General features: G+C 38.1%; 23 protein-coding genes. 13 read left to right on the top strand and 10 right to left on the bottom strand.

Features of this window, described 5'->3' with window-relative positions:
• Window positions 1–35: 35 nt before the first annotated feature.
• The 3 genes from IEX65_RS12380 to IEX65_RS12370 all read right to left on the bottom strand — a co-directional run bounded on the left by IEX65_RS12380 (window position 36) and on the right by IEX65_RS12370 (window position 2228).
• Window positions 36–332: a DUF952 domain-containing protein gene (locus IEX65_RS12380; RefSeq protein WP_188766377.1), complete on the bottom strand. Its 297-nt coding sequence runs from the start codon at window positions 330–332 to the stop codon at window positions 36–38.
• A gap of 78 nt (window positions 333–410) precedes the next feature.
• Window positions 411–1448: a VOC family protein gene (locus IEX65_RS12375; protein ID WP_188766376.1), complete on the bottom strand. Its 1038-nt coding sequence runs from the start codon at window positions 1446–1448 to the stop codon at window positions 411–413.
• A gap of 81 nt (window positions 1449–1529) precedes the next feature.
• Window positions 1530–2228 (bottom strand): TIGR04283 family arsenosugar biosynthesis glycosyltransferase, encoded by a 699-nt coding sequence (locus IEX65_RS12370; protein ID WP_188766375.1) that lies wholly within the window; start codon window positions 2226–2228, stop codon window positions 1530–1532.
• A 91-nt stretch (window positions 2229–2319) separates the two neighbouring features.
• On the opposite strand from IEX65_RS12370, the gene IEX65_RS12365 reads away from it, so the two are divergent.
• Window positions 2320–3843, top strand: a complete 1524-nt coding sequence (locus tag IEX65_RS12365; RefSeq protein WP_188766374.1) for an NAD(P)H-hydrate dehydratase — start codon at window positions 2320–2322, stop codon at window positions 3841–3843.
• A 76-nt stretch (window positions 3844–3919) separates the two neighbouring features.
• On the opposite strand, the gene metH is transcribed toward IEX65_RS12365, so the two are convergent.
• Entirely contained in the window at window positions 3920–7780 is a 3861-nt protein-coding gene (gene metH / locus IEX65_RS12360) for a methionine synthase (protein WP_188766373.1), read from the bottom strand.
• Between the two features lie 29 nt (window positions 7781–7809).
• Window positions 7810–8736 (bottom strand): cation diffusion facilitator family transporter, encoded by a 927-nt coding sequence (locus tag IEX65_RS12355; protein ID WP_188766372.1) that lies wholly within the window; start codon window positions 8734–8736, stop codon window positions 7810–7812.
• A 189-nt stretch (window positions 8737–8925) separates the two neighbouring features.
• Here IEX65_RS12355 and IEX65_RS12350 point away from each other — a divergent pair, with 189 nt between their 5' ends.
• Window positions 8926–9387 carry an Lrp/AsnC family transcriptional regulator gene (locus IEX65_RS12350; RefSeq protein ID WP_188766371.1) on the top strand — a complete coding sequence of 154 codons (462 nt, stop codon included), beginning with the start codon at window positions 8926–8928 and terminating at the stop codon, window positions 9385–9387.
• A gap of 69 nt (window positions 9388–9456) precedes the next feature.
• Here IEX65_RS12350 and amaB read toward each other — a convergent pair whose 3' ends face one another.
• The 3 genes from amaB to dcm are packed head-to-tail and all read right to left on the bottom strand — an operon-like array spanning window position 9457 to window position 12826.
• Entirely contained in the window at window positions 9457–10983 is a 1527-nt protein-coding gene (gene amaB / locus IEX65_RS12345; protein ID WP_188766370.1) for an L-piperidine-6-carboxylate dehydrogenase, read from the bottom strand.
• A 42-nt stretch (window positions 10984–11025) separates the two neighbouring features.
• Window positions 11026–11775, bottom strand: coding sequence for a PDDEXK family nuclease (locus tag IEX65_RS12340; protein ID WP_188766369.1), 750 nt, complete (start codon window positions 11773–11775; stop codon window positions 11026–11028).
• On the bottom strand, window positions 11723–12826 hold the full coding sequence (dcm, locus tag IEX65_RS12335; protein WP_262891855.1) for a DNA (cytosine-5-)-methyltransferase: 1104 nt from the start codon (window positions 12824–12826) through the stop codon (window positions 11723–11725). Before dcm ends, IEX65_RS12340 begins: the two co-directional genes overlap by 53 nt.
• 64 nt (window positions 12827–12890) lie before the next feature.
• Between dcm and IEX65_RS12330 the strand changes: the two genes are divergently transcribed.
• The 7 genes from IEX65_RS12330 to IEX65_RS12300 all read left to right on the top strand — a co-directional run bounded on the left by IEX65_RS12330 (window position 12891) and on the right by IEX65_RS12300 (window position 20058).
• Entirely contained in the window at window positions 12891–13721 is an 831-nt protein-coding gene (locus IEX65_RS12330; protein ID WP_188766368.1) for an alpha/beta hydrolase, read from the top strand.
• 214 nt (window positions 13722–13935) lie between these two features.
• Entirely contained in the window at window positions 13936–15114 is a 1179-nt protein-coding gene (locus IEX65_RS12325) for a homogentisate 1,2-dioxygenase (RefSeq protein WP_188766367.1), read from the top strand.
• Between the two features lie 98 nt (window positions 15115–15212).
• Entirely contained in the window at window positions 15213–16358 is a 1146-nt protein-coding gene (gene hppD / locus IEX65_RS12320) for a 4-hydroxyphenylpyruvate dioxygenase (protein WP_188766366.1), read from the top strand.
• Window positions 16359–16444: 86 nt separating this feature from the next.
• The gene (locus tag IEX65_RS12315) at window positions 16445–17176 is read left to right on the top strand and encodes a phenylalanine 4-monooxygenase (RefSeq protein ID WP_188766365.1); all 732 of its coding nucleotides are present in this window, start codon (window positions 16445–16447) and stop codon (window positions 17174–17176) included.
• Window positions 17177–17393: 217 nt separating this feature from the next.
• Complete coding sequence (locus tag IEX65_RS12310; protein WP_188766364.1) at window positions 17394–17831, top strand: MarR family winged helix-turn-helix transcriptional regulator; 438 nt, start codon at window positions 17394–17396, stop codon at window positions 17829–17831.
• A gap of 67 nt (window positions 17832–17898) precedes the next feature.
• Complete coding sequence (gene fahA / locus IEX65_RS12305) at window positions 17899–19101, top strand: fumarylacetoacetase (protein WP_188766363.1); 1203 nt, start codon at window positions 17899–17901, stop codon at window positions 19099–19101.
• A 75-nt stretch (window positions 19102–19176) separates the two neighbouring features.
• Complete coding sequence (locus tag IEX65_RS12300) at window positions 19177–20058, top strand: flavin reductase family protein (RefSeq protein ID WP_188766362.1); 882 nt, start codon at window positions 19177–19179, stop codon at window positions 20056–20058.
• Between the two features lie 84 nt (window positions 20059–20142).
• Here IEX65_RS12300 and IEX65_RS12295 read toward each other — a convergent pair whose 3' ends face one another.
• Window positions 20143–20643, bottom strand: coding sequence for a peptide deformylase (locus IEX65_RS12295; protein ID WP_188766361.1), 501 nt, complete (start codon window positions 20641–20643; stop codon window positions 20143–20145).
• A gap of 93 nt (window positions 20644–20736) precedes the next feature.
• Here IEX65_RS12295 and IEX65_RS12290 point away from each other — a divergent pair, with 93 nt between their 5' ends.
• The 4 genes from IEX65_RS12290 (at window position 20737) to IEX65_RS12275 (ending at window position 25279) form a co-directional block, all read left to right on the top strand.
• Window positions 20737–21993 (top strand): OmpA family protein, encoded by a 1257-nt coding sequence (locus tag IEX65_RS12290; protein WP_188766360.1) that lies wholly within the window; start codon window positions 20737–20739, stop codon window positions 21991–21993.
• Window positions 21994–22065: 72 nt separating this feature from the next.
• The gene (locus IEX65_RS12285; RefSeq protein ID WP_188766359.1) at window positions 22066–22794 is read left to right on the top strand and encodes a carbon-nitrogen hydrolase family protein; all 729 of its coding nucleotides are present in this window, start codon (window positions 22066–22068) and stop codon (window positions 22792–22794) included.
• A 137-nt stretch (window positions 22795–22931) separates the two neighbouring features.
• Window positions 22932–24533, top strand: a complete 1602-nt coding sequence (locus IEX65_RS12280) for a flavin monoamine oxidase family protein (RefSeq protein ID WP_188766358.1) — start codon at window positions 22932–22934, stop codon at window positions 24531–24533.
• A gap of 221 nt (window positions 24534–24754) precedes the next feature.
• The gene (locus IEX65_RS12275) at window positions 24755–25279 is read left to right on the top strand and encodes an ion channel (RefSeq protein WP_188766357.1); all 525 of its coding nucleotides are present in this window, start codon (window positions 24755–24757) and stop codon (window positions 25277–25279) included.
• Window positions 25280–25364: 85 nt separating this feature from the next.
• On the opposite strand, the gene IEX65_RS12270 is transcribed toward IEX65_RS12275, so the two are convergent.
• Window positions 25365–25919, bottom strand: a complete 555-nt coding sequence (locus IEX65_RS12270) for a DUF6580 family putative transport protein (RefSeq protein ID WP_188766356.1) — start codon at window positions 25917–25919, stop codon at window positions 25365–25367.
• Between the last annotated feature and the right edge of the window lie 135 nt (window positions 25920–26054).

The raw sequence follows: 26054 nt of genomic DNA, 5'->3' as shown, positions 1-26054 counted from the left end.
ATAAACCAAGCATTCTTGAGTCATATCTGAAGACTCTATATGAATTCCACTACCAAAACCGCACTTTTATTCAATCTGCCGTACAAATGAGGGAAATATTCATTATTAGTTGCCTGTTCGTATTTCAATGCTGCTGAAAGCTTCTCAGTATCGACATGAAGTTTCAGTAAATTGGTTTGACCTGCATAATAGCGTTCTAAAACCCCAGAAACTTGCTCGGTAGTACTAAGATGAATAAATGTTTCTTCATTAAAGGTTGGGCTTTCGTAGTAATCTAAATTTTCAAATGTTGCCCACCAGTCTTTAGTTGTAATATGATAGATTGTTGCCATAATATTGTTTTATTTTTCAAAGATGTACAAAATGTAAATTTGTGTTACAAAAAAACGCCCAGTTATGGGCGTTTTTAATTATGCTTTTACTTTTCCCCAACCCATCGTCGAAACCATCCAATCGGGAAGAGGTTTTTGTGTTTTTCTTTTCTTGAGGTCGAGGTACCAACCAATTTTCTTTAAAATCGGCACTTTATGCGTTTCTACAAACTCAATGAGTGTGCCATCGGGGTCTTCTAAATAAGTGAATCTTCCACCCGCTTTGCCCATCGCAAAAGTATCTGCACTATCGACCGTAAATGGAAAACCATTCTCTGCACATCGTTTTTTTAGAGCATTCATATCAAGCGTGTCAAAACACACGTGAATGAAGCCTAAGTCGCCCCAACTTCTGCCTTCAAAGATTGTTTTGGGGTTTCCTTCGAGGGCTTGTACTAATTCAATTTCAACGTTTCCAAGCAAACGACTAAATGCACCCGTATTTGTTACTTTTTTTCGTAATAAAACTCGGCGAAACTGTTTGTTTTGAGCATTTAACGAAGCAAAATCTTCAAAAGTGCCAGTTTTATCATACACCAGCTCGTTTATTTGAAGAACATCCTTATATAACTTCAATGCTTTATCAATATCACTTACCCCAATTACCACACCAACAACTCCACCCGTAAGGCTCTCATTTGGTTTAAACCATGAATCATCGCTTACGATTTGTAATAGATTGCCATAGCTATCTTTCAGCCATGCAGTTGATTTGTTTTCGGGAGATTGACTCGTTGTAAGCCCTTGATTTTGAGCAAATTGCTGTACATCTGTCGATTTGATTTTTACGGAAAAAATTCCTAAATCGCCAATTTGTGGTTCAAAATCTGCCGCCAATGGTTCTGGACGATTCGACTGCCAGATTTCGGCACCACCGCCACCAGCCATATTGAGTGCTAAAATTGCTCGGCGTTGGCGAACATTGCCTTTTGTGTAGCGTGTCATGAGGGTTGCTTCGGCAACATCATCAAAAAGGGGGACATTCAGCCCTAAGGTTTTATTATACCAACTAAATGCTTCTTGGGCATTTCGCACACCGATTCCAACTTGCTGAATTCCACTAATCAATTCTGACATAAAATATTTAATAGGAGTTTTTAATGATTTTTACTCTATGACATCCTAAGAGTAAATTTCCCCTACACATATCATATTTCATCATCGGTAATCTAACATTTTGCGGTATGTTTCGGTCATTTCTTGCTGAGAAGCCTTTCCACTCAGAAACATTCGCATGACTTTAAAATTTGCTTTCTGAACCCGAAGATAGGAATTAGTTTTGTATTTTCGGGCAGAAACAATTACATTTTTAGGAATAATCTTAAATTTCAGCACTTTATTTGCACGAATGATAAATTCATAATCTTCCATAATTTGGTAATCTTCTCTGAATTTACCGACTTTCAGAAAATCTTCTTTGCGAATAAAAAGTGTTTGGTCGCCACCACGGCACCAAATAAATGGTAGGCGAGTAAAGAACGCATTGACTTTCAATAGCCAATCATTGGCATCGAATTGGTAACGGTAGCACCCGAAATCATGACCCTTTATAATGGCTTTGATAATATCATTGGCATAATCGGGGTTGATTTTTGTATCGGCATGAACAAAGTAAAGAATATCTCCAGTGGCAATTGAAGCACCAAAATTCATTTGGCAGGCTCTGCCTTTTTGAGGAGACTTTTGAGCTATCGCACCTAATTTCTGAGCAATTTCTGTTGTGTTGTCGGTCGAATTGGGTGAATCGGCAACGATTATTTCATGCAGAAATTTATCCCCATAAATCTTTAAGGATTCGATGAGGCAACCAATATTTTCGGCTTCATTATAAGTAGGTATGATTACACTAATTTTCAATGGATTCAATGGAGTTTTTACTAAGAATCAAAAAAGTTAATTACGATATTTACGAATTAAATACATTTTGAGTTTTTAAAAAAGGAATTCCATGAAAATATTGTCGGTTGAACAAATTAGAGTGGCTGATGCTTATACGATTCAGCACGAACCAATCGCTTCGATTGATTTAATGGAACGTGCTTCAAGGGCCTTTGTTAATTGGTTTTGCAAGAATTTTGAAACTGGAAATTTCAAAGTAAAAATATTTTGTGGACTCGGCGATAATGGGGGAGATGGCTTGGCAATTGCCCGAATGCTTCAACCTTTGGGTTATGATATGGAAGTTTTTGTGGTAAAATATTCGGATAAAACCTCAGAAAATTTTCAGATAAATCTAAAACGTTTAGAAAGGCAATTGACTATCAAATACATTGAAAATGAACATTTTACTCTCCATTTTTCTGAAAATGATGTAATAATTGATGCACTTTTAGGTTCTGGGCTTTCTCGTTCGATTGAGGGTTTGCTAAAATCAGTAATCGAAAATATTAATAGGAGTGAAGTGACAATTATATCAGTTGATATGCCTTCGGGTTTGTTTGCTGATAAGTCAAATAATTCGACAGATACAATTATTAAAGCTATCCATACAGTGGCTTTTCAATTACCAAAATTAGCGTTCATGTTGCCACAAAATGAAGAGTTTGTGGGTGAATGGCACATTGTTGATATTGGTTTGCATAAAGATTTTATTCAGAATACTGAAACACGGTACCATTTTTCAACACCTAAAGAAGTTGAGAAACTAATAAAACCACGCAAGAAGTTTTCGCATAAAGGTACATTTGGTCATGCTTTACTCATTGCGGGAAGCCACGGAATGATGGGGGCGGCTGTGCTTGCCGCTCGTGCATGTATGCGTTCGGGTGTAGGAAAACTTACTGTACATTCTGTAAAATCGGGTTTGCCCATTCTACAAACACTTTTGCCCGAAGCGATGTACTGGGAGGCTTGGAATAGTAAAAGCTCCGATTTTATTGCTACCAGTTTCCATGTTGATGATTTTAGTAATCATTTTCAAGCAGTTGGTGTTGGACCAGGAATTGGAGTGAACGGAATCATTAGAACGAGTTTAGAAAAACTCTGTGAAATTTGCCGAGATTTAGCAATCCCGATGGTGTTAGATGCTGATGCTTTGAATAATTTTTCGACTGAGAAGGGGCGGTCTGCCATAAATAAAATTCCAGAGAGTTCAATTCTGACTCCACATCCTAAAGAATTTAGAAATCTGATTGGTAAATCATGGAAGGATGATTATGAAAAATTAGATTTTTTGCGAGAGTTTTCTGTGAGAAATAAAGTAATTGTCTGTCTGAAAGGGGCAAATACGGCCGTTGCTTTGCCCGATGGAACGATTCACTTTAATTCTTCGGGAAATGCAGGAATGGCTACCGCAGGTAGTGGCGATGTTCTAACAGGAATCATAACTGCCTTATTGGCACAGGGTTATGAACCAAAAGTAGCTGCAATTTTGGGCGTTTATCAACACGGAGTGGCAGGTGACCGTGCCTCCGAAAGGTTCGGCATGACAAGCATGATGGCCAGCGATATTGTGGAAAATATTAGGTTTTGAGTAAAAAAATACCGCTAAGGCCCAAAGGCTTTAGCGGTAAAGTATTTGTGAAATTTATTTAATTGAATTTATCTTCTCAATCATAATTCAGAACTGGAGCGAGCCATTTTTCAACTTCTTCGAGCGGCATATTTTTGCGTTTTGCGTAATCTACTACTTGGTCTTTAGCAATTTTTCCGATAGTAAAATACTTGCTTTCTGGATGGGCAAAATACCAACCACTTACCGAACTCGCAGGGTACATCGCAAAACTTTCAGTTAATTCTATGCCGATTCGGCCTGCATCTAATAAATTGAATAAGGCCGTTTTTTCGGTATGGTCAGGGCAAGCAGGATACCCCGGTGCTGGACGAATACCTTGATATTTTTCGGCAATTAATTCTTCGTTGCTTAATGTTTCGTCTGAAACATATCCCCAAAACTCTTTTCTCACACGCTCGTGCATCAATTCGGTAAATGCCTCGGCCAATCGGTCGGCGATGGCCTTTAACATGATTGAATTATAATCATCGTGTTCCTTTTCGTATTGTTCGAGTAATGACTCGATTCCCAAACCTGCTGTTACTGCAAAACCACCGATGTAATCACCCCCAGCTCCTAAAGGGGAGATATAGTCACTAAGGCACAAATTTGGCAAATTCTGTGCCTTTAAATTTTGTTGACGAAGGTGGTGTAAAACAGCCAAAGGTGGATTTTTTACCAATTCACCAGTCTCTGAAACTGCCGTTTCGCTCAAAATTCTGTACCCAGTATTTTTCAAAGCACCTTGACCAGCCGAGTTATATTCGTAGGCTTCAAAATTATGTAAAACAATGTCATCTCCCACCGAATTGGCTGGATAAAAACCAATAACTGCTTTTGCTTGTAATGATTTTTCAGCAATTACTTTTTTGAGCATTGCTTGAGCATCATCATAGAGTTTTTTGGCTTCCGCTCCAACAGTCTCATCATCAAAAATCTTTGGATATTTTCCTGATAATTGCCAAGTTTGGAAGAATGGAGTCCAGTCGATGTATTTAGCAATTTCGGCTAAATCATAATCTTCAAAAACTTTTGTACCCAAAAACTTAGGCTTGGTTGCTTTATAATTACTCCAATCAATTTTTACATGATTTTCTCTGGCTTTTTCAATCGTAATAAAGTTTTTATCCTTCTGACGGCTCGCATGGTCGATTCTTAATTGAGCATACTGAGCCTTGATTTCATCAAAAATCTCTTGATTTGTTTGCTCATTTTGCATCAAACGCCCAGCTACTGGCACACTTTTCGACGCATCTAATACGTGAATTACTGGCCCAGAATAATGCGGGTCGATTTTCACCGCCGTGTGGATGCGTGAAGTTGTTGCCCCTCCAATGAGTAACGGAATTTTGAATCCTTGACGTTCCATTTCTTTGGCTACGCCAACCATTTCATCGAGACTTGGGGTAATCAAACCACTCAAACCGATAATATCAACGTTATGCTTTTTAGCTTCTTCCAAAATCTTATTGGTCGGAACCATCACGCCCAAATCAATGATTTCGTAGTTATTACAAGCTAAAACTACACCTACGATATTCTTACCGATGTCATGCACATCACCTTTTACTGTTGCAAGCAAGATTTTACCTGCATTCGATGATGTTTCGGCATCACCTTCCACTCTATTTTGTAATTTCTCTTCCTCAATAAATGGTAATAGATAAGCCACTGCTTTCTTCATTACCCTTGCCGATTTTACTACTTGTGGCAAAAACATTTTTCCTTCGCCAAACAAATCTCCCACCACGTTCATACCGTCCATCAGAGGGCCTTCAATAACTTGCAATGGCTTTTCAAATCCTTGGCGAGCTTCTTCTACGTCTTCGTCGATAAACTCGGTTAAACCTTTAATGAGAGCGTGTTCCAAACGTTTTCCAACTGGCAATTCTCTCCAAGCATTATCAATTACAACTTCTTTTCCTTTCGATTTTACGGTTTCGGCAAAAGTTACCAAACGTTCAGTAGCATCTGGACGACGATTAAGCAATACATCTTCACAAAGCTCTAACATATCTTTAGGAATATCATCGTAAACGCCCAGTTGTCCAGCATTTACGATACCCATATCCATACCTGCCTTAATGGCGTGATACAAGAAAATCGTGTGCATGGCCTCACGCACAGGCTCGTTTCCTCGGAAACTGAAAGATATATTTGAAACTCCACCCGAAACTTTGGCATAAGGAAGATTTTCCTTTATCCAACGAGTAGCATTGATAAAATCAACTGCATAATTGTTGTGTTCTTCTAAACCAGTGGCAACCGTAAGGATATTTGGGTCGAAAATAATATCTTGCGGAGGGAAATTAACTTCGTTGACTAAAATATCGTAGGCTCTTTTACAGATTTCAATTCTACGTTCATAAGAATCCGCTTGTCCAACTTCATCAAAAGCCATCACGACCGTTGCGGCACCGTAACGTTTTACTTTTTCGGCCGATTCCTTAAACTTCGCTTCACCCTCTTTCAACGAAATCGAGTTTACGATTGATTTTCCTTGCACACATTTCAAACCCGCTTCGATAACTTCCCATTTAGAGGAGTCAATCATAATCGGCAAGCGAGAAATATCTGGCTCGGCGGCAATCAAATTCAAGAAAGTGGTCATGGCTTCTACGCCATCAATCATCCCTTCATCAAGATTAACATCAATTACCTGAGCTCCATTTTCTGCTTGATTTCTTGCTACCGACAGAGCATCGTCATATTTTCCTTCACGAATCAAACGGGCAAAAGCTTTTGAACCTGTTACATTACAGCGTTCTCCGACATTCACAAAATTTGTTTCTTTTGTCATTTTCAAAGGCTCTAAACCAGATACTTTCTGAATCGGTTCGAAAGTTGGAATGACACGAGGTTTGTATTTTGAAGCAACTTCGGCAATTGCTTTGATGTGGGCTGGCGTTGTTCCGCAACACCCACCAATAATATTCATGAAGCCATTTTGTAGGAAATCTTCTACAATTACAGCCATTTCGGCTGGCGACTGGTCATATTCACCCATTTCGTTTGGCAAACCAGCATTTGGGTGAGCCGAAACCATGAATGGTGCTTCGTTGGCCAAAATCTGTACATACGGACGCATCAAATCAGCTCCCAAAGCACAGTTTAGTCCAATCGACAACAAATCTATATGAGAAACCGAAGTTAAGAAAGCCTCAGTTGTTTGTCCAGAAAGTGTGCGTCCAGAAGCATCGGTGATTGTTCCTGAAACCATTACAGGAATATTATTTTGCACAAATTCCGATAAGTTTGCTCTCGTTTGTTTCGGTATCGAGCCACTTTGCAATGGTCGAACCGTACCGTTTTTTACATCATGGGCAAACAAATCAATGGCATACAAAGCCGCTTTGGCGTTAAGGGTATCGAAAATGGTTTCAACCAAAAGTACATCAGCACCACCATCGACCAAACCTTGAATTTGCTCATAATAAGCATCAACGAGTTCGTCGAAAGTTATGGCACGAAAACCTGGGTCGTTTACATCGGGCGAAAGCGAAAGCGTACGGTTGGTTGGCCCGATTGAACCAGCAACAAAACGAGGTTTGTCTGGATTTTTGGCAGTAAATTCATCAGCTACTTCACGAGCAATTTTGGCAGATTGATAATTCAATTCATACACATAATCTTCCATGTGGTAGTCGGCCATGGCGATTGATGTTCCCGAAAAAGTGTTGGTTTCGGCAATATCAGCCCCAGCTTCAAAGTATTTGGCATGAATTTCTTTAATAACCTCTGGTTTCGTGATAGAAAGCATATCGTTATTACCTTTCACTTCATGCGGAAAATCTTTGAAACGCTCGCCACGATAATCTGCGTCAGATAATTTGTATTCTTGAATCAAAGAACCCATTGCACCATCAAGCACAAGGATTCTATCTTTTAGTATTTCTCGGATATTAGCTTTTTGCATATTATTTATATTCTCGCTGTAATTTCTGATTAATATTTTCTTAAATCTGGCTCAACAAATAGCCAACGTACTTCGGGGCATTCGGTTCGGAGTTGAGCTTCAAAATCGTTGATGAGTGAGCTTACTTGGATAGTGTTTAAGTTAGGTTCGCACACTATTTTTATACAGGCTAAGACTTCGCCTGGCCCTTGCTGAATCGTAATACAATTCAACATTTCTTTAATCAATGGGTGTTTAGTCGCAATTTCGGCAGCTTTTACTGAGATTGTTGGGTCGGCACTTTCACCAATCAAAAGCGATTTTACTTCTTTCGCCAAGAAAACGGCAACACCAATTAATACCAATCCGATAGATATCGAGCCAAAAGCATCATATCGGCCACCGCCTGTATAATAAGAAATCAACAAGGCGATTAAGGCAAATACTAAACCCACGCAAGCCGCTGAGTTTTCGCCAAAAATGACTACTAAATCACTATCTTTTGTGTCTTTCAAAAACTGAAAAAACGATTTATCTTTTTTTCTTTTGTTTAATTCTACGATGTTTGAGAATGTGCTGTAACCTTCTAAACACAATGAAAATGCTAAGATTCCAACGCCCCACATGACATTTTCGACAGGTTCGGGATGCTCTAATTTGTGAAAACCTTCGTAGATTGAAAACATTCCTCCCAAAGAAAACAATAACATTGCCACCATAAAAGACCAAAAATACACAGAACGTCCATATCCGAGTGGATGTTTGGCATCGGGTTTCCTTCGGGCTTGTTTGACACCCATCAACAACAATACTTGATTTCCGCAATCGGCAAACGAGTGGATTGTCTCGGCAAGCATTGAGCCAGAGGCTGTCATGAATGCCGCAAAACCTTTAGCGGCGGTTATCAGCAAGTTGACAATCAAACTCTGAATGATATGACCTGTTGAGTGGTCTTGATGGTTAGTGTTTTTGCTCATAAAGGAATATCTGATTGGTATAATTTTGTAGTAGATGAACAACAAAATTTATCTCACAAAAGTACGATTTAAAGATTGATTTTTTAAATAATTTACAAAAAATAGATAAATTATCTAAAAGTCGATTGTTTAGTACGTTTTTTATTTTTAATTTTGACATAAATATTTGATAAAAACGACATTTTATCTATGCAAAAATTAGATAGTACTGACCGTGAAATTTTGAAGTCCCTTCAAGAAAATGCACACCTGACCACTAAAGAACTGGCCTCTCGATTAAATCTTTCGCCCACACCTGTGTATGAGCGTGTACGAAGACTCGAAAATGAAGGAGTAATAAAGAAATATGTAGCTCTCATCGACCGTGAGAAAGTGGGCAAAGACTTGATGGTTTTTTGTAATATACGATTGAAAGAACACGCCCAAGAAGCAGGAAAAAAATTCGTGCAGGAAATTGTGAAGTTAGATGAAGTGATTGAATGCCACAATATTTCGGGCGAATACGATTTTATGATAAAAGTTGTGGTGGAAGATATGCGTGAATACCAAAGTTTTTTGATGAACAAATTGGCTTCACTTGAAAATATTGGTAGCACACACAGCACTTTTGTGATGAGCGAGATTAAGAACGAAACGAGGTTGGATATTTAGATATGATACTTTAGACAAGAGACAAGAGAATATATTTTTTGTCTCTTGTCTCACTTCTAAAATCTAATTTTACAAATCAAACTTAATTCCTTGAGCTAAAGGTAGTTGTGTACTATAATTAATAGTATTTGTTTGGCGACGCATGTAGTTTCTCCACGCATCTGAGCCACTTTCACGACCTCCGCCCGTTTCTTTTTCTCCACCGAATGCTCCACCAATTTCTGCTCCCGATGTGCCGATATTTACATTGGCAATTCCGCAATCTGAACCAGCATAAGATAAGAACTGTTCTGCTTCACGCATATTGAGGGTAAAGATTGAAGAAGAAAGTCCTTGCGGAACGGCATTTTGTAATTCGATTGCTTCATCGAGCGTTGAAAACTTCTTAATGTAAAGAATCGGTGCAAATGTTTCGTGACAAACCGTTGGGCTTTGGTTTTCTACTTCCACAATTGTTGGTTTTACATAACAACCTGACTCATAGCCAGTTCCTTCTAAAACTTCGTTTCCATAAAGCACCTTGCCACCTTCGTTTTGAATATTGGCGATGGCAGTTTTATAGTTGTTTACGGCATCGACATCAATCAAAGGGCCAACGTGGTTATTGACATCGAGTGGGTCGCCGATGCGGAGTTGAGCATAGATTTTTACTAAACGGTTTTTCACTTCTTCGTACATACTTTCGTGCAAGAATAAGCGACGAGTAGTAGTGCAACGTTGTCCAGCCGTGCCGACTGCTCCAAAAACTACCGCAGGAATAACTACCTCTAAATCAGCATTTTGTGTAACAATAATGGCATTATTTCCGCCCAACTCTAACAAACTTTTACCAAAACGAGCTGCAACAGCTTGCCCAACCGTTTTACCCATGCGTGTAGAACCTGTGGCCGAAACCAAAGAAACATTCGTGTCATTCGATAACCATTCGCCTACTTTTCTATCTCCCACAATTAGGCAAGAAACACCTTCGGGAATATCATTTTTGCGTAACACTTCTTGAATGATATTCTGGCAAGCAATGGCAGTTAAAGGCGTTTTTTCGGAAGGTTTCCAAACGCAAACATCTCCACAAACCCATGCCAACATACTATTCCATGACCAAACAGCCACTGGAAAATTGAATGCTGAAATGATTCCGACAATACCCAAAGGATGCCACTGCTCGTACATACGGTGTTGCGGACGCTCTGAGTGCATAGTAAGACCATATAATTGACGAGAAAGTCCAACCGCAAAATCGCAAATATCAATCATTTCTTGTACTTCTCCCCAGCCTTCTTGTAGGCTCTTGCCCATTTCGTAGCTAACTAAACGACCTAAAGCATCTTTGTTTGCACGCAGAGCATCACCCATTTGACGAACGATTTCGCCACGTTTTGGTGCAGGAACTGTTCGCCAAACTTTAAAAGCTGCATTGGATTTTTCAATTACTTTATCATAATCTTCACGGTTTGCTTGACGTACTTTTCCAATCAATTGCCCATCAACTGGTGAATACGAACTAAGCACTTTTCCGCCACCCGCCCAGCTTTCAACACCTGTGCTAACGCCATTGTTGAGTGACTTGATTTTAAGTGTTTTTAATACTTGTTTCATTGGTTTTGTTGTTTTTTTGAAGTGTATGTATTGTTTTTAGATTTATTGCGTTTCAAACAATTCGGCTGGGTTCAGCTTAAATTGTAGCATATTTGCCGTGATTCTACCTCCATCGCCCCCTTTTCTTTGCATTGTTATTTTTCCGATTTTGAAATTACCTCTTTCCGTGATTTCAACAACTCCATTGCCAAAATAGTTGAGACAAAAATTCATTGGTTTCAAAACCCATCTTGAATTTGATTTTGTTTTTTGTGCCACCAACATCCATTCGGCCGCAAATTGTCCTCTACCTTTCAAAATATCCGAAACAATGAGCGATTTGTTGGATTCAAGCCATTTCACTATTTCTACCTGTTCGTTTTCCAAAAATTCATTGGCAAACATTCGTCTTTTATCTTTTGGAATATCAATACTTGGTTGGATTTCTCCTGTATATCGTTTTAAAATAGAAGCAATTTGGGGCGAAATATCCCACATTTCAACATATTTATCTACCCATCTCTTATCTATTTGATTAAATCCTTTTGGATTGCTTACAAGTTTGACTTGCAGATTCTGGGCATCAATCGCTTCTTTTAACTTTACCGTAATTTGAACTTGAACATCTGTTTTAAAACCACTTAACTTGATGGCTTTGACAAACTCAATCTCGGATAATTGATACTCCATTATTAAAAGCCATTTTTGAGCGTCTTCGTCAGTTTTCCAATTATTGAATTTTTCAACGATGTCATCTTCATTAAGAAACCCATTCCTTGCTGTCTGCGAACCTTTTAATTGTTCTTTGTTCATTTTTAGATAAAATTTTCTGAACTTCTATCATTATTCTTTGCAGTACATTAATCGAAACACTATTACCAAATTGCTTGTATGCTTGTGAAGGACTTTGGTTGATTTTAAAGTCTTCAGGAAACCCCTGCACTCTTGCACATTCTCGTGGAGTTAACCGCCTTATTTTGCCATCAATAAAATATAAACCTGTTTTTGCCCCAATTCCACCCCCGTGAGCTGAAAGTGTAATAGCATGACCTCGAATATCATAAATACGTTCACCTTGTCCGCCTTTATTTACTTTACCAATTTGTAGAGGCTTATTTATCTCAGTTTTCCCGAAAAGTGTATCTTGAAATGAGTAAGTCTTGTAAATTTCTATGTCTTCTCGTTCAATAAATTTGACATCGAATGGGTTTAGTTCTAAAATATCCTCTACCGAAATAGACTCATTAGATGGTGTTGGAAATGAAAAGCTATTAGAGTCAATATTTGTAGGAAAAGCAACGATATAAATTCTCTCACGGTTTTGTGGCAAACCAAAATTGCTTGAGTTTAAGATTTTTGTAAAGACTTTATAATCAAAATTTTCGAGTGTTTCTATTATTACTTTTAAAGTTCGCCCCTCATCATGATTAACCAAGTTTTTAACATTCTCTAAGAAAACTACCCTTGGTTTATGGAAATTTATAATCCGAGCAATATCAAAAAAAAGTGAACCTCTTATATCATCAAATCCCTTTTGCTTACCTGAAATTGAAAAGGATTGACAAGGAAAACCCGCACACAAAATATCATGTTTAGGAATATCAATTTCATCTATTTGAGTTATATCCCCATAGGGTCTTTTATCAAAATTCTCTTCATAAGTATCGGCAGCATATTTATCCCATTCCGAAGCAAAAACGCACGATGCACCAAACGAAGACAAAGCAACGTGAAATCCACCTATTCCTGCAAACAAGTCGATAAAAGTGTAACCAGACAATATTTTACTCTCAACTTTAATCATTATAGCATTCCTAAACTTCCCTTCTTTCTGCACAAATATAAAGAAACCAACCCAAGCCACAAACTCTCGGTTGTATATCCTAAGAATTTGCTATATTTAGGCATGAAATCTATTCAAAAACCTTATGAACGCTACCGAATTATCTTGGAAAACCTCCGATGGACTCAATATTTATGGCAAAAAGTGGGAAACCAGTATGCCCACAAAAGCTGTCATTTGTCTCATGCACGGCATGGGCGAGCATATCAATCGCTATAACCATGTGGCTGAAATGTTTACGTCTAACGGCTATGCCGTGATTGGCTGCGACCAACGTGGACACGGAAAATCGGAGGGAAAACGTGGGCATTTTCCTGATTTTGAAACTTTCTTGAATGATGTAGATGCACTTTTGAAAGCTGCCTCCACTCATTTTCCTGATACCAAACAAATACTTTATGGACATAGCATGGGTGGAAATTTGGTGGCTAATTATCTGCTTCGCTGTCAACCTAAAATTGCTGGAGCAATTCTTTCATCTCCTTATTTTAAATTAGCTTTTCAACCTTCGGCTGGGAAACTTTTTATTGGTAAACTTCTAAAAGGCATTTTTCCAGCTTTATCATTGAGTAGCGGTTTAGATTCTACGGCAATTTCTCGTGATGTGGAAGAAGTAAAAAAATACAAAGAAGACCCTCTCGTGCATGACAAAGTTTCAGCCAAAATGGGCATCGAAATGATAGAAACGGGCCAGTGGGCAATTGATAATGCCGATAAATTAAGTATTCCGACGCTACTTTATCACGGTACTGCCGACCGACTTACTTCGCATCATGGTAGCGAACTTTTTGCCGAAAAAGCAGGTAAACTCGTGACATTTATTTCTCTTGAAGGCTTATATCACGAAACACACAACGAACCCGAAAAACGTGAAGTTTTCAAGAAAATCATTCTTTGGCTGAATAATTTAGCATAATTCATTTCTTCTTGGGGCGTAAATACTTACGCCCATTCCTTCTTTCCTCAGTCTCATTTTCCTTATGAACAAGTTTGAAACTTGTTCTACTTCCTGCGTTTAATTCAATCAATCAAAAAAATAATTACATTTTAATTGTCATAACAAATATTATTTATAATTTTGTATGCTTAGCAATAGTTAGTATAACAAATATATTATTCGTTAATCCAATATGCCTATTTATCATAAACTCGGAAAGATTCCAGCAAAACGCCATATTCAGTTTGAAAAACCTGAGGGTGGTTTGTATTATGAGCAGCTTTTTGGAACAATTGGCTTCGATGGTATGGCATCGTTGATGTATCACATTCATCGCCCTACGCAGGTCATGCAAATACTTGAAAGCCAAGACCTTACACCAAAATCGGCCAATGCTCATAATATGATGATGCGGAAGTTTATTGGTTTTGATGTGGAGCCAAAAGATGATTTTTTGGAAAGTAGAGTACCGATGATGTTTAATAAAGATTGTATTATTGGTGTGGCCGCACCTAAGCAATCCTTGCGAGAATATTTTTATAAAAATGCCGATTCTGACGAATTATTGTTTATTCATAAAGGCTCAGGAACGCTTCGCACGCAACTTGGAAATATTAGTTTTGAATACGGCGATTATTTGGTGATTCCACGAGGAATGATTTTCCAAATTGATTTTGACACAGTTGATAATCGGATTTTTTATGTAGAATCGCACTCGCCGATTTATACGCCAAAACGCTACCGAAATCATTTTGGTCAATTGCTCGAAAGTTCGCCTTACTGCGAAAGAGATTATAAACTCCCCGAAATTTTAGAAACTTACGACCAAAAAGGCGAGTTTCTGATAAAAATCAAAAAACAACATCAGCTTCATCAGTTAATCTATCAATATCACCCTTTTGATGTGGTCGGTTTTGATGGCTACAATTATCCTTGGGGATTTTCGATTCACAATTTTGAGCCAATCACTGGCCGAATCCATCAGCCACCGCCTGTTCATCAGACTTTCCAAACCGATGCTTTTGTGGTTTGTTCGTTTTGTCCGAGACTTTACGATTATCATCCGAAGGCCATTCCAGCACCTTATAATCACTCAAATATAGACTCCGATGAAGTTATTTACTACGTTGATGGCGATTTTATGAGCCGAAATGATATCGCAAAGGGCCACATCACCTTACACCCAGGTGGCATTCCACACGGCCCGCACCCAGGTGCGATGGAACGCAGTATTGGAAAAACCGAAACGCACGAATTGGCCGTAATGGTTGATACTTTCCGACCTTTGATGATTACAGAAAACGCTCTGAAATACGACGATGGAAAATATTTTCAGAGTTGGATGCCCCCCGCCCCTAAAGGGGAGCTTTAACAATTTCGCCCCTAACTCCTAAAGGGAAATTTAAAAATTCTCTATTCTTTTTCGCACGGGCAAATTTGATTTTACACTTCATATAAAATATTAAAATAATGTTAGAAATATCAAAAACAGAAAGCCAAATCCTTAACTCCCCTTTAGGGGCTGGGGGTGACTTCCTACCAATCAATGGCACGGATTACATTGAGTTATACGTAGGAAATTGCAAACAAGCAGCACATTATTATCAAACTGCTTTTGGTTTTCAGCCTCTGGCTTATGCTGGGCTTGAAACTGGTCTGCGTGACCGTGAAAGTTACGTTGTTCAACAAGGGAAAATCCGTTTGATACTCACTTCACCACTTCATGGAGGTACTGAAATTGGTCGTCACATCGACCAGCATGGCGATGGTGTAAAAGTAGTTGCTCTTTGGGTTGATGATGCCCGTGATGCATATTACGAAACCATTTCTCGTGGAGCAAAACCATATTTCGAGCCAATTGAAGAAGAGGATGAATTCGGAAAAGTGGTGCGTTCGGGCATTCATACCTACGGCGATACAGTGCATATTTTTGTGGAAAGAAGCAATTATAAAGGCGTTTTCTTGCCAAATTTCCGTGCTTGGAATCCTACCTACAAACCTGCACCCGTTGGTTTGAAATACATTGACCATATCGTAGGAAATGTGGGCTGGAACGGCATGAATGAATGGGTAAATTTCTACGGTAAAGTGATGGGCTTTAATCAGTTGGTGAGTTTCGATGATAAAGATATTTCGACTGAATACACGGCTCTGATGAGCAAGGTGATGTCGAACGGAAACGGAAGAATCAAATTCCCAATCAATGAGCCAGCCGAAGGTAAAAAACGCTCACAAGTTGAAGAATACCTTGATTTTTATGGTGGTGCAGGCGTGCAGCATTTAGCAGTAGCTACTGACGATATTATTACAACCGTTACGCACTTGCGTAATCATGGAGTTGAGTTTTTGCAAGTTCCTGACAGTTACTACGAAGATTTAAAAGAGCGTGTTGGTGATATTGAAGAAGAAATCGAACAATTACGCCCACTCGGCATTTTGGTTGACCGTGACGAAGAAGGCTATTTGCTTCAAATTTTCACAAAACCAATCGAACCTCGTCCGACTATGTTTTTCGAGATTATTCAAAGAAAAGGAGCAAAATCATTCGGAAAAGGCAATTTCAAAGCTCTTTTTGAAGCAATTGAACGTGAACAAGTTTTGAGAGGAACGCTCTGAATTAATTTTCAATGATAGAATGAGTGAATGATAGAGTAATAAATCATTCACTCATTCTATCAATCTCTCATTCAATCATTAACTCCATGAATCAAAACTATAACATATACACACCTGCCGACCATGAAGTTTGGCAGGTGCTTTTTGAGCGGCAAATGCAGAAATTACCTGCAATTGCCAGCGAAGCATATCTGGAAGGAATTGAAAAAGCTGGTTTTGTGGCTGACCACATTCCAGATTTTGAGAGAGAAACTAACCCTCGCTTGCAGGAACTGACGGGCTGGTCGGTGGTGGCATGTGAGGGCTTAGTGCCAATCAAGGAGTTTTTTGAACTTTTGGCCGATAAAAAATTTCCTGCTTCAACGTGGCTTCGCACGATGGAACAATTGGAGTATTTGGAAGAACCAGATATGTTTCATGATACTTTCGGACATGTACCGTTGCTAACCAATCAATCTTTTTGTGATTTTTTGGCAGAGTTTAGTACAATTTCTCTCAAATACATCAACGATGAAGAGGCCGTAAAACTCCTACAAAAACTTTATTGGTTTACAGTCGAATTTGGATTGATTCGTGAAAGAAATAAACTAAAAATTTATGGTGGAGGAATCATTTCTTCAAGTGGCGAAAGTGTTTATAGCCTTTGTAGCGGAATACCCGAGCGAGTGCCGTATTCAATCGAAGAAATCTTGAAGACCGAAGTAAAAATTGATGCCTATCAGAAAAAATATTTTGTGATAGAATCTTACGAACAGCTCTTTCAATCACTCAAAAATTTTGAAGAAATTTTAGAACGTCAATTATTAGTGTATCAATAATTGAAGGTTTTTTCTACTTTTGTAATATAAATGCTTTTAGCTATTGACTATTAACTTTTAGCATCTCATAAATTTGGCAATTTTAGCTTTTATCAAGCAGTTATTTTGATAATTTCTTTAAAAGCAAAAACCAAATAATTTTAGTATCCCTTTTGCTAAAAGTTTGTAGCTAATTCCTAATCGCTAAGAAAGTAGATAAAGACTGAATTTAAAATAAATGACACACTCAGATAAGCGTTCGTACTATTTCAAGATTGATACTACCATCAAGCGTATTCGCAGTTTTATGCAAAAAGGCTTGACTGATGGCGGTATCGACCTTACTGTTGACCAGTGGGTGGTAATTGACCACATCAAACCAAAAGCAGGAATTAGTCAGAATGATTTGGCGGTTGATACCGCAAAAGATGCCCCAACCATCACCCGAATCTTAGATTTATTGGTAGAAAAAGGTTTAGTCAGACGCCAAATGGCCGATGAAGACCGCCGAAAATTTAATATTTATCTGACCGAAGAAGGTGAAAAACTCCACGAAAATGCCTTGGTAGTGATTGCCGAAATCCGACGTAAATCGTGGGGTAGTTTGACCGATGAAGACTACGACCATTTGGTAAGAATCATGGATACGATTCACAAAAATGTGAGCGACAAATAATTGATGGTTTGCAAAATCAGTTTACAACACTGTACTTTGTAAACCATTTTTGCAAAACAAAATTACAATGAATACTTGGCTCGATATAGCAGTAGACTGCGATTTTTCGATATATAATCTTCCATTTGGAATTTTTAGTACACACAAAAAAAAGCCACAGGTGGGTGTCAGAATCGGTAATTATGTTATCGATTTAGAACAAACTCGAAAGTTAGGTTTACTGAATATTCCTCGAAATATTTGTAATCAGTCGAGTCTGAATCCTTTTATTGGACTTGGTAAAAAACGCACAAATGCAGTGCGAATGCAACTTCAAGAATGGCTGACACAAGAAAATTCTCCATTAAAAAGGCATTTTGACCACGTTTTTCATAAAATTTCAGACGTAAAAATGCACTTGCCAGTAAAAATTGGTGATTATACTGATTTTTATTCAAGCATCGAGCATGCGACTAATGCAGGAAAAATCTTCCGTCCCGATAACCCGCTTTATCCAAACTGGAAACACATTCCCATTGCCTATCATGGTCGTGCAAGTTCGATTGTAGTTTCAGGTACGCCCATTTATCGCCCACAAGGACAATTCAAACCTGCTGATGCACAGACTCCTATTTTTGGTTACACAAAAGAATTAGATTTTGAATTAGAAATTGGTGCAATCATCGGTAGAAATTCGGAGCATGGCAAAAGTATCAGTACAGCCGAGGCAGAAGAGTATGTTTTCGGATTGGTACTTTTCAATGATTGGTCGGCACGAGACATTCAACGTTGGGAAACTCTACCGTTGGGGCCATTTTTGGGTAAAAACTTTGCTTCTTCCATTTCTCCGTGGGTCGTTACGCTCGAAGCTTTAGAAGGTTTCCGAGTGCAAGGTCCAATTCAAGAACCTCAGCCTTTACCCTATTTGCAAGTTGAGGGAATCCGAAATTTTGATATTCAACTTTCGGCTAAACTCAACGAAACAACCATTACCAACACAAATTTCAAGTTTATGTATTGGAATATCGCCCAGCAAGTTGCCCACCACACGGTCAACGGTTGTAACCTCAAAATCGGGGATATTTTGGCATCAGGAACCATAAGTGGTTCGAAAGTTGGTTCTTTTGGCTCTCTTTTAGAACTCACTTGGGCAGGAAAAAATCAAATTACACTCACAAACGGAGAAACCCGCACCTACCTGGAAAATGGCGACACACTAACTTTAGCTGGTTTTTGTGAAAAAGGTGGAAAAAGAGTTGGTTTTGGAGAAGTTGTGGGGCAAATAATCTAAGCTTCAATTGAGTAATAGGTTTGATTCTAAAAACTTCAATTATCCATTATACATTATTCATTCTCCATTATATAAATGCTAATACTCAACCCAAAAGAATTAGATTCAAGAGTTTTTTATAGTTATCTGACAGGCACAGTTGCCCCTCGGCCGATTGCTTTTGCGAGTACGGTTGATAAATTGGGCAATGTCAATCTCAGTCCATTTAGCTTTTTTAATATTATGGGCATTAATCCTCCGATTTTGGTTTTTGCACCCAATAATCGAGGGCGAGATGGCTCAAAAAAAGATACTACACTCAACTTAGAAGAAGTGCCAGAGGTAGTCATTAATATGGTAGATTACGCAATGGTGCAACAAATGTCGCTTTCAAGTGTGGAGTTTCCACGAGGCACAAATGAATTTATCAAGGCGGGTTTTACGGAAGAAAAATCTGTTTTAGTAAAACCTCCGAGAGTGAAAGAATCAAAAGCACAATTTGAATGTAAAGTTCTTGAAATAAAGCAGTTTGGCTCAATGAATCTGGCTATTTGCGAGGTTATTTTGGCTCATTTTTCTGAAGAAATTATCGGAGAAAATGGAAAAATCGACCAACAAAAAACCGATTGGGTAGCACGCATGGGCGGAGATTGGTATGTTCGGGCAAATGAAATATCAATGTTTGAAGTAGAAAAACCGACAACCAAAATCGGTATTGGTTATGATGCTATTCCTGAAAGCATTCGTTTATCTAAAATATTGACAGGTAATCATTTAGGTCAACTCGGAAATGTAGAAAATCTACCAACACAAGCAGAAATTGAGGCATATCGAGCAACGCCTACGATGCAAAATATCATCGAACAAGTAATGTATGGCTGTGCATTCCTCGATAATTTACTACAAACCGAAGCCGCTAAATTATTGAATGAAAATAAAGTAAAAGAAGCATGGCTGGTGCTTTTGCAACGCCCCTAAATCCCCACCCCTAAATCCCCTAAAGGGGACTTTGAAAAAAGGTGAACTTTGAAAAAATAATTCTTAATTCTACATTCTCAATTATTAATTCCCACTGGGTGTTGGTCGCCATTTAAAAGATTGATTATCAATGGCTCGCATGGTGCAAAGGATTCCATTGAGATGGTCATATTCGTGTTGGAGAAGTTCGGAAATAGCATCTTCTACTTGCCAAGTTTGTGGTTGCCAGTTTTCGTCTAAGTATTTAATTGTTAATGCCTTATGCCGTTTAACTTTTACCAGTAAATTAGGAAACGACATACAATCATCCCACAATTCAAACATTTCATCACTGAGATTTTCAAAAACTGGATTAATGATTGTAATAGGTCTATCCAAATTCAAATAAATCAAACGTTTCATTACTCCGAGTTGTGGGGCGGCAATACCTCTACCAAATTGATATTTTGCCCGAATTTCTTCCATTACATTGTGTAAATCAGCTACCCATTCCTTCACTTGTGGTAATTCATGCTCATACACAGGCTCACAAACTTCATATAAACGTGGGTCGCCGAGTTGGAGTAAGTCATTTAGTTTTTTCATCGAAATTGATTTAACAAAAATTAACACCCACAAATAAACTAAAAAATACCTACATTCGTTTTTTCGGTGCAATAAAATCGAATTTTAAACACAATGAAAAACTTACTCATAACAATCTTTACACTATCTTTTTTGAATGGTTTTGGTCAATTAATCACGAAAATGCCCGAAATAGATGACCAAACAAGCTACGAAACTGATATTACGAAGGTAGAAATTCGTGGTGGCTATACCATTGTTTCATTCAGTTATCAAGTTTCTCAGCGAAAAAGTAATTCTTATCAATTTCAGTTTCCATTCCCAAATCAAAATCAGCAAGGGTCCAATTACACGATTTCTTTTAATCCAAAGAGTTATTTGAATGGAAATGGTAAGCGTTTTAAATACATTAAATGCACAGGTATTCCCGAACTTCCCGAAGAAAAGCAAGTTTTCCCAGGTGAAAAATATCGTTTCACGGTTTACTTTGAAAAACTCGATGCAGGTATCGAAACATTCAATCTAATCGAAGGTAAAAATCGCCCCGAAGAACGCCATCAATATTGGAATTTTTATGGTGTTCATATCAACAATCCACTAACGCCTCCGCCAGCGGTTACTAAGAAAAGTGAAGAGCCAGAAAAAGAAGAAGAAATATTGGTGACAATCAAAGGAAAATTGATTGATGCAAAAACAAATAAACCAATAGCGGGAAAAGTTTTATATCGTTTTGATTATGATATACAAAAAGCTGATTCAGTAAAAACCAGTGCAACAGGCGAGTACTCATTCAAAATCAAGCCAGAAGCCTATACTTTTGTGGCTTCAGCCAAAGGCTATGAGAATGCTCAGGAAAGCATGGATTTATCTAAAATTGGTAAAAGTCAACAGTTTTCGCAGAACATTTATCTAAATCCCGTTGAAAAAGTAGTCAAAAAGCCGGAACCTGTAAAAGAAGAGACTCCAAAGCCAGAACCGAAAGTAGAGGTTGCGAAAGAAGAAACCAAAGAAAGCAGCCCCGTAAAAATCGAAGAAAATAAATTTAGACTTGATAAGGTATTCTTTGAAATTGGAGAATCAAAACTTTTACCAGATTCGTACGAACAACTCGATGGGCTTTTGAAAATGTTGAAAGAAGACCCTAAAATGACTATTGTTGTTGAAGGCCATACCGACAATGTTGGTGACCCAACGCAAAATAAACGACTTTCGCTTGAGCGTGCTTATAATGTACGTGAGTATCTGATTAGCAAGGGAATAGCAGGTTTCAGAATTCAATTTAAGGGTTACGGCGATACAAAACCTATTGCTGATAATAATACAGAAGAAGGTCGCAAGATGAATCGTAGAGTTGAATTTGTGATTTTGTAGAAAAATATCACCCTTATTTAGAAAGACATCTTGAAATACTTATTTTCGGGATGTCTTTCTATTTTTACTCTCATGAAACTCTGTTCCGCCCAAATACAACCCATCAAAGGCGATATTGAAAGAAATATTCAAAAACATGTTTCTTTCATTAATCTTGCTGTCGAAAATGGTGCGAATCTTATATTTTTCCCTGAACTATCATTGACAGGCTATGAACCTACTTTGGCAAATGAGTTGGCTACTACTCAAGAAGATAGCCGATTAGCTATTTTTCAAGAAATAAGCGATACCAAAAAGATTATCATTTGTGTTGGAATTCCAACTCAATACAAAGAGGACATTTGTATCAGTATGGTAATTTTCCAGCCGCACACTTCAAGGCAAACTTATTCAAAGCAGATTCTTCATGCTGATGAGTATCCGTATTTTGTAAATGGAGAACAGCAAGCTTTGATTTCATACAAAAGCTATAAAATTGCCCCAGCGATATGCTTTGAGTCGCTCCAAATAGAGCATTCAGCCAATGCGGCTACCAATGGAGCTAATATCTATTTGGTAAGTGTAGCAAAATCGGCCAAAGGAGTTGAAAAAGCCAATTTACATTATCCAAAAATCTCCCAAAATCTAAATCTTACAGTGCTGATGGCAAATTCGGTTGGCCCAGCCGATGATTTTGTAAGTACAGGAAACTCTGCTGTTTGGAATAACGAAGGTACATTACTCACTCAACTCGATGACACTCATGAAGGAATCATCATTTACGATATAGAAACTCAAAAACACACTACTCAAATCTACTAAAATTTCCCACCAAAGATAAAACAGGTATTTATACCCATCTAAAACTGTTGGTTGTTCTTTAGTTTTGAATCAGCAATTAGAGCTTATCCTAATCGTCATTTTTTCGATTCGAACCGTTAAAACTATCAGAACAATTTATGAAAAACGAACATATCGACATCGCCATTATTGGTGCGGGAGTTTCGGGAGTTTATAGTGCATGGAAACTAAAACAAAAATATCCCAACAAAAAAATCGTAGTTTTTGAAGGAAGCGACCACGTAGGCGGTCGTTTACTCTCAGTAAAACCACCCGAAATACCAAACATGGTGGCCGAATTGGGTGGAATGCGTATCCTCGAAAACAATCAGAAATTGATTGTAAATCTTATTGCAGAGCTAAACAAAGAACTTTCGAGTGACGAGCAAATCGAATTGTACGATTTTCCTGTTGACCAACCTCAAAACATTGCCTATTTGCGTGGCGAGCATCTTCGTTTAGCCGATTTCACCACCAAACCAGATAAGGTTCCATACAATCTTTCGTTTTTGGAGAGAAGTAACTCGTCGGGAACAATTATCGTAAATGCCATCGAACAATTAGTTCCAGGAATTACCAACCCCGATTTAACCGAAAACGAGCGTCTCGAAATGACAAGAAAAGCTACTTTCGAGGGAGTTCCACTCTATAAATTAGGTTTTTGGAATTTACTTTACCGAGTAATTAGCGGCGAAGCTTACCAATTTTGTTTGGATTCTGGTGGTTACAACTCAACGATGGTCAATTGGAATGCTGCTGCCGCCATTCCGTGGTATTTATCAGATTTTGGTATTACACCCAAATACAAAGGCTTCAAGTACGGCTTCCAACAAGTACCAATTACTCTCGGAAATTTCTTTGAAAAAATCGGTGGAGAAATTAGATTAAACTCAAAACTGGAGGCTTTTGAGTGGAAAGATGACAAGTTTGAATTAGTTATCAATGGCGAAAACTTGACTTCAAGCCAATTGATTTTGGCAATGCCTCGTCGTTCACTCGATTTATTATCGCCAAGTTGCCCGAAACTACAAGAAATTCAGTCGCTAATTGGCTCAGTTACACCTCGTCCACTTTTCAAGGTTTTTACTACTTATGCTAATCCTTGGTGGAGAGTGGCTGGTTTTACTGATGCAACTGGAAAGTACGTGCCATTGCAGTCGGGTAGAACAGTTACAGATTTACCAGTTCGTCAGACTTATTATTGGCCAAATAATGATGGAACCCCTGCCGAGAGTGGTACATCAATGCTACTGGCAAGCTACGATGATGGTTCAAATATTGGTTTTTGGGATGGACTCCGCCCTCAACGCAAAAAAGCTTGGGCCGAAGACCTTGCTCATACTAAAATCGAAGACCCATTTGAAGGAGAAGCAGAAGAAAATGAAGCTTCGGCAAAATCTGACGGTTTAAATCAAAAATGGTCGCAGTATAAAGCTCCACGTAAGATGATTACGGAAATGGCTCGTCAATTACGTAAAATTCATGACCTTGACTTTACGCCACAAGTACGCAGTGCGGCATTCCGTGATTGGGGCGAAGACCCTTACGGTGGCGGTTGGAATAGCTGGAATATTGGCGTAAAAACTTGGGAAGTAAGAGATAAAATTGTTCATCCGATTGAAGATTGCCCAATGTTTATTTGTGGTGAAGCCTACTCTGATGCCCAAGGTTGGGTAGAAGGGGCATTGCAAACGGCTGATATCATGCTTGAGAAGTTATAATGATTTGTTTTTAATATATTGATAATAAGTTATTTATGGTTTAAGTTGTTTTTGACTAAAAAACGATTCACTCAAGAATTATAAAGTAAAATTATCTTTGAATTGCATTACTTTTATTTTAATGTTGTTTGAGTTGAGATACTTTTGTAAGTTCGCTGAACCTAATCGTTAGAATATTTAGGAGTAGTTTGAAAATTAAACTTTACCTGAAAATAATCAGAATGACTTTTCCAAAGCGTGAAATAGCGGAGTTTGCTGTTCTTTTTGCGATAGCTTATTTATTTAAAATAGTGTTTGCACAGGCTTGGTTTTCTGTGCAAACACTTGTTGTTTTTATAACAATTTGGGCTTTTCTGAAGAGTATTTACTTCATTTTTGAAAACTCTACCCAATTACTCATTGCCACTTCCAAAGACATTGCTTATCACCGTTTTTTGTTTTTAATGACTTACAATATCGGGCAGATGACGCTTTCGTTTGCGGTAGATTTTTTCTGTTTATATGAAGTTGACAAAAATAGTTTTGTAGGCGTCATGCCCGAATTTGGTAAACTTGAAGAAGCTTTTGAGTTTTTTTACTTCAGCGTACTGAATTTTACATTCTTTGGATATGGAGATTTAATGCCCGCGACAGTATCTGCCAAACTCATTGTTTTATTAGAAATAATCATCGCTTTCTTGACGATAATATTTATTCTATCAGATTTTATTTCGATGAAAGATTCACTTAAAAAGTTGAAGAAATAGGATGAACAATTCAGAGAATTATTCTACAAAAAACGAGCGTGCTATCATTGATAACACGCTCGTTTTTTATTGAACGTTTCTGATTTTAGGCCATTTTCAAAGCTTCAAAACGTTTTTGTAATAAGGCAAATCCTCCAAATAACACTCCCGAAAAGAATAAATCACCTAAGATTTGGTTTTTCAAGAATGGCAAACCTGCGGTGTAGGAAGCAATTATTCCACTAAGATTATGAGGATATGTTCCTAAACTTTGGTCAGCTACAACTGATTCTGGATATAAAAATGCAAAATTCGTAATCAAAAAGAAAATCAATGAGCTAATTAATGAAGACGAAATCACACGTGCAGGATTTACATTTTTAAGTAAAACCATTCCCACAAACGAAACCAATGCAAATGCAGCATAAACGATAAACATTCCTGAGTGAAAACCCCAACCAGTGGTGATTTCAAGGATTGTATCACTTAATAACATAGCACCCATAGGGACAGCAATTGCTTGCCAACGGTTGGTAAAATATGCTCCACCAAACAATGCAATGGCTGCAATTGGTGTAAAATTAAATGGATGTGGAATGAATCTGGCCATTGCTGCCAAAACTACAATTGCCACTAATGTTGAAAAACGTGTAATATTCATATTAATGAGTTCTGACGGGGTCGCCCGTGCGATGTTGAGTTCTGAGTTCTGAGTTGAAGGTGAACTAATCTTCAGTGATACAAAAATAACACTCAGAACTCAGAACTCATAATTCAGAACTAAAAAAAGCTCAAA

The organism is Emticicia aquatilis (assembly GCF_014644295.1).
In the GTDB taxonomy this organism is placed as follows: Bacteria; Bacteroidota; Bacteroidia; order Cytophagales; family Spirosomataceae; genus Emticicia; species Emticicia aquatilis.
Note: the sequence above shows the minus strand (reverse complement) of the source record. Positions and strands in the feature narration are given on the sequence as shown.

What these genes read in the sequence shown, in the direction of transcription:
- IEX65_RS12380 (WP_188766377.1), bottom strand. Translation starts at nt 332, where the DNA reads ATGGCAACAATCTATCATATTACAACTAAAGACTGGTGGGCAACATTT.
- IEX65_RS12375 (WP_188766376.1), bottom strand. Translation starts at nt 1,448, where the DNA reads ATGTCAGAATTGATTAGTGGAATTCAGCAAGTTGGAATCGGTGTGCGA.
- IEX65_RS12365 (WP_188766374.1), top strand. Translation starts at nt 2,320, where the DNA reads ATGAAAATATTGTCGGTTGAACAAATTAGAGTGGCTGATGCTTATACG.
- metH (WP_188766373.1), bottom strand. Translation starts at nt 7,780, where the DNA reads ATGCAAAAAGCTAATATCCGAGAAATACTAAAAGATAGAATCCTTGTG.
- IEX65_RS12355 (WP_188766372.1), bottom strand. Translation starts at nt 8,736, where the DNA reads ATGAGCAAAAACACTAACCATCAAGACCACTCAACAGGTCATATCATT.
- IEX65_RS12350 (WP_188766371.1), top strand. Translation starts at nt 8,926, where the DNA reads ATGCAAAAATTAGATAGTACTGACCGTGAAATTTTGAAGTCCCTTCAA.
- amaB (WP_188766370.1), bottom strand. Translation starts at nt 10,983, where the DNA reads ATGAAACAAGTATTAAAAACACTTAAAATCAAGTCACTCAACAATGGC.
- IEX65_RS12340 (WP_188766369.1), bottom strand. Translation starts at nt 11,775, where the DNA reads ATGAACAAAGAACAATTAAAAGGTTCGCAGACAGCAAGGAATGGGTTT.
- IEX65_RS12330 (WP_188766368.1), top strand. Translation starts at nt 12,891, where the DNA reads ATGAACGCTACCGAATTATCTTGGAAAACCTCCGATGGACTCAATATT.
- IEX65_RS12325 (WP_188766367.1), top strand. Translation starts at nt 13,936, where the DNA reads ATGCCTATTTATCATAAACTCGGAAAGATTCCAGCAAAACGCCATATT.
- hppD (WP_188766366.1), top strand. Translation starts at nt 15,213, where the DNA reads ATGTTAGAAATATCAAAAACAGAAAGCCAAATCCTTAACTCCCCTTTA.
- IEX65_RS12315 (WP_188766365.1), top strand. Translation starts at nt 16,445, where the DNA reads ATGAATCAAAACTATAACATATACACACCTGCCGACCATGAAGTTTGG.
- IEX65_RS12310 (WP_188766364.1), top strand. Translation starts at nt 17,394, where the DNA reads ATGACACACTCAGATAAGCGTTCGTACTATTTCAAGATTGATACTACC.
- fahA (WP_188766363.1), top strand. Translation starts at nt 17,899, where the DNA reads ATGAATACTTGGCTCGATATAGCAGTAGACTGCGATTTTTCGATATAT.
- IEX65_RS12300 (WP_188766362.1), top strand. Translation starts at nt 19,177, where the DNA reads ATGCTAATACTCAACCCAAAAGAATTAGATTCAAGAGTTTTTTATAGT.
- IEX65_RS12295 (WP_188766361.1), bottom strand. Translation starts at nt 20,643, where the DNA reads ATGAAAAAACTAAATGACTTACTCCAACTCGGCGACCCACGTTTATAT.
- IEX65_RS12290 (WP_188766360.1), top strand. Translation starts at nt 20,737, where the DNA reads ATGAAAAACTTACTCATAACAATCTTTACACTATCTTTTTTGAATGGT.
- IEX65_RS12285 (WP_188766359.1), top strand. Translation starts at nt 22,066, where the DNA reads ATGAAACTCTGTTCCGCCCAAATACAACCCATCAAAGGCGATATTGAA.
- IEX65_RS12280 (WP_188766358.1), top strand. Translation starts at nt 22,932, where the DNA reads ATGAAAAACGAACATATCGACATCGCCATTATTGGTGCGGGAGTTTCG.
- IEX65_RS12275 (WP_188766357.1), top strand. Translation starts at nt 24,755, where the DNA reads ATGACTTTTCCAAAGCGTGAAATAGCGGAGTTTGCTGTTCTTTTTGCG.
- IEX65_RS12270 (WP_188766356.1), bottom strand. Translation starts at nt 25,919, where the DNA reads ATGAATATTACACGTTTTTCAACATTAGTGGCAATTGTAGTTTTGGCA.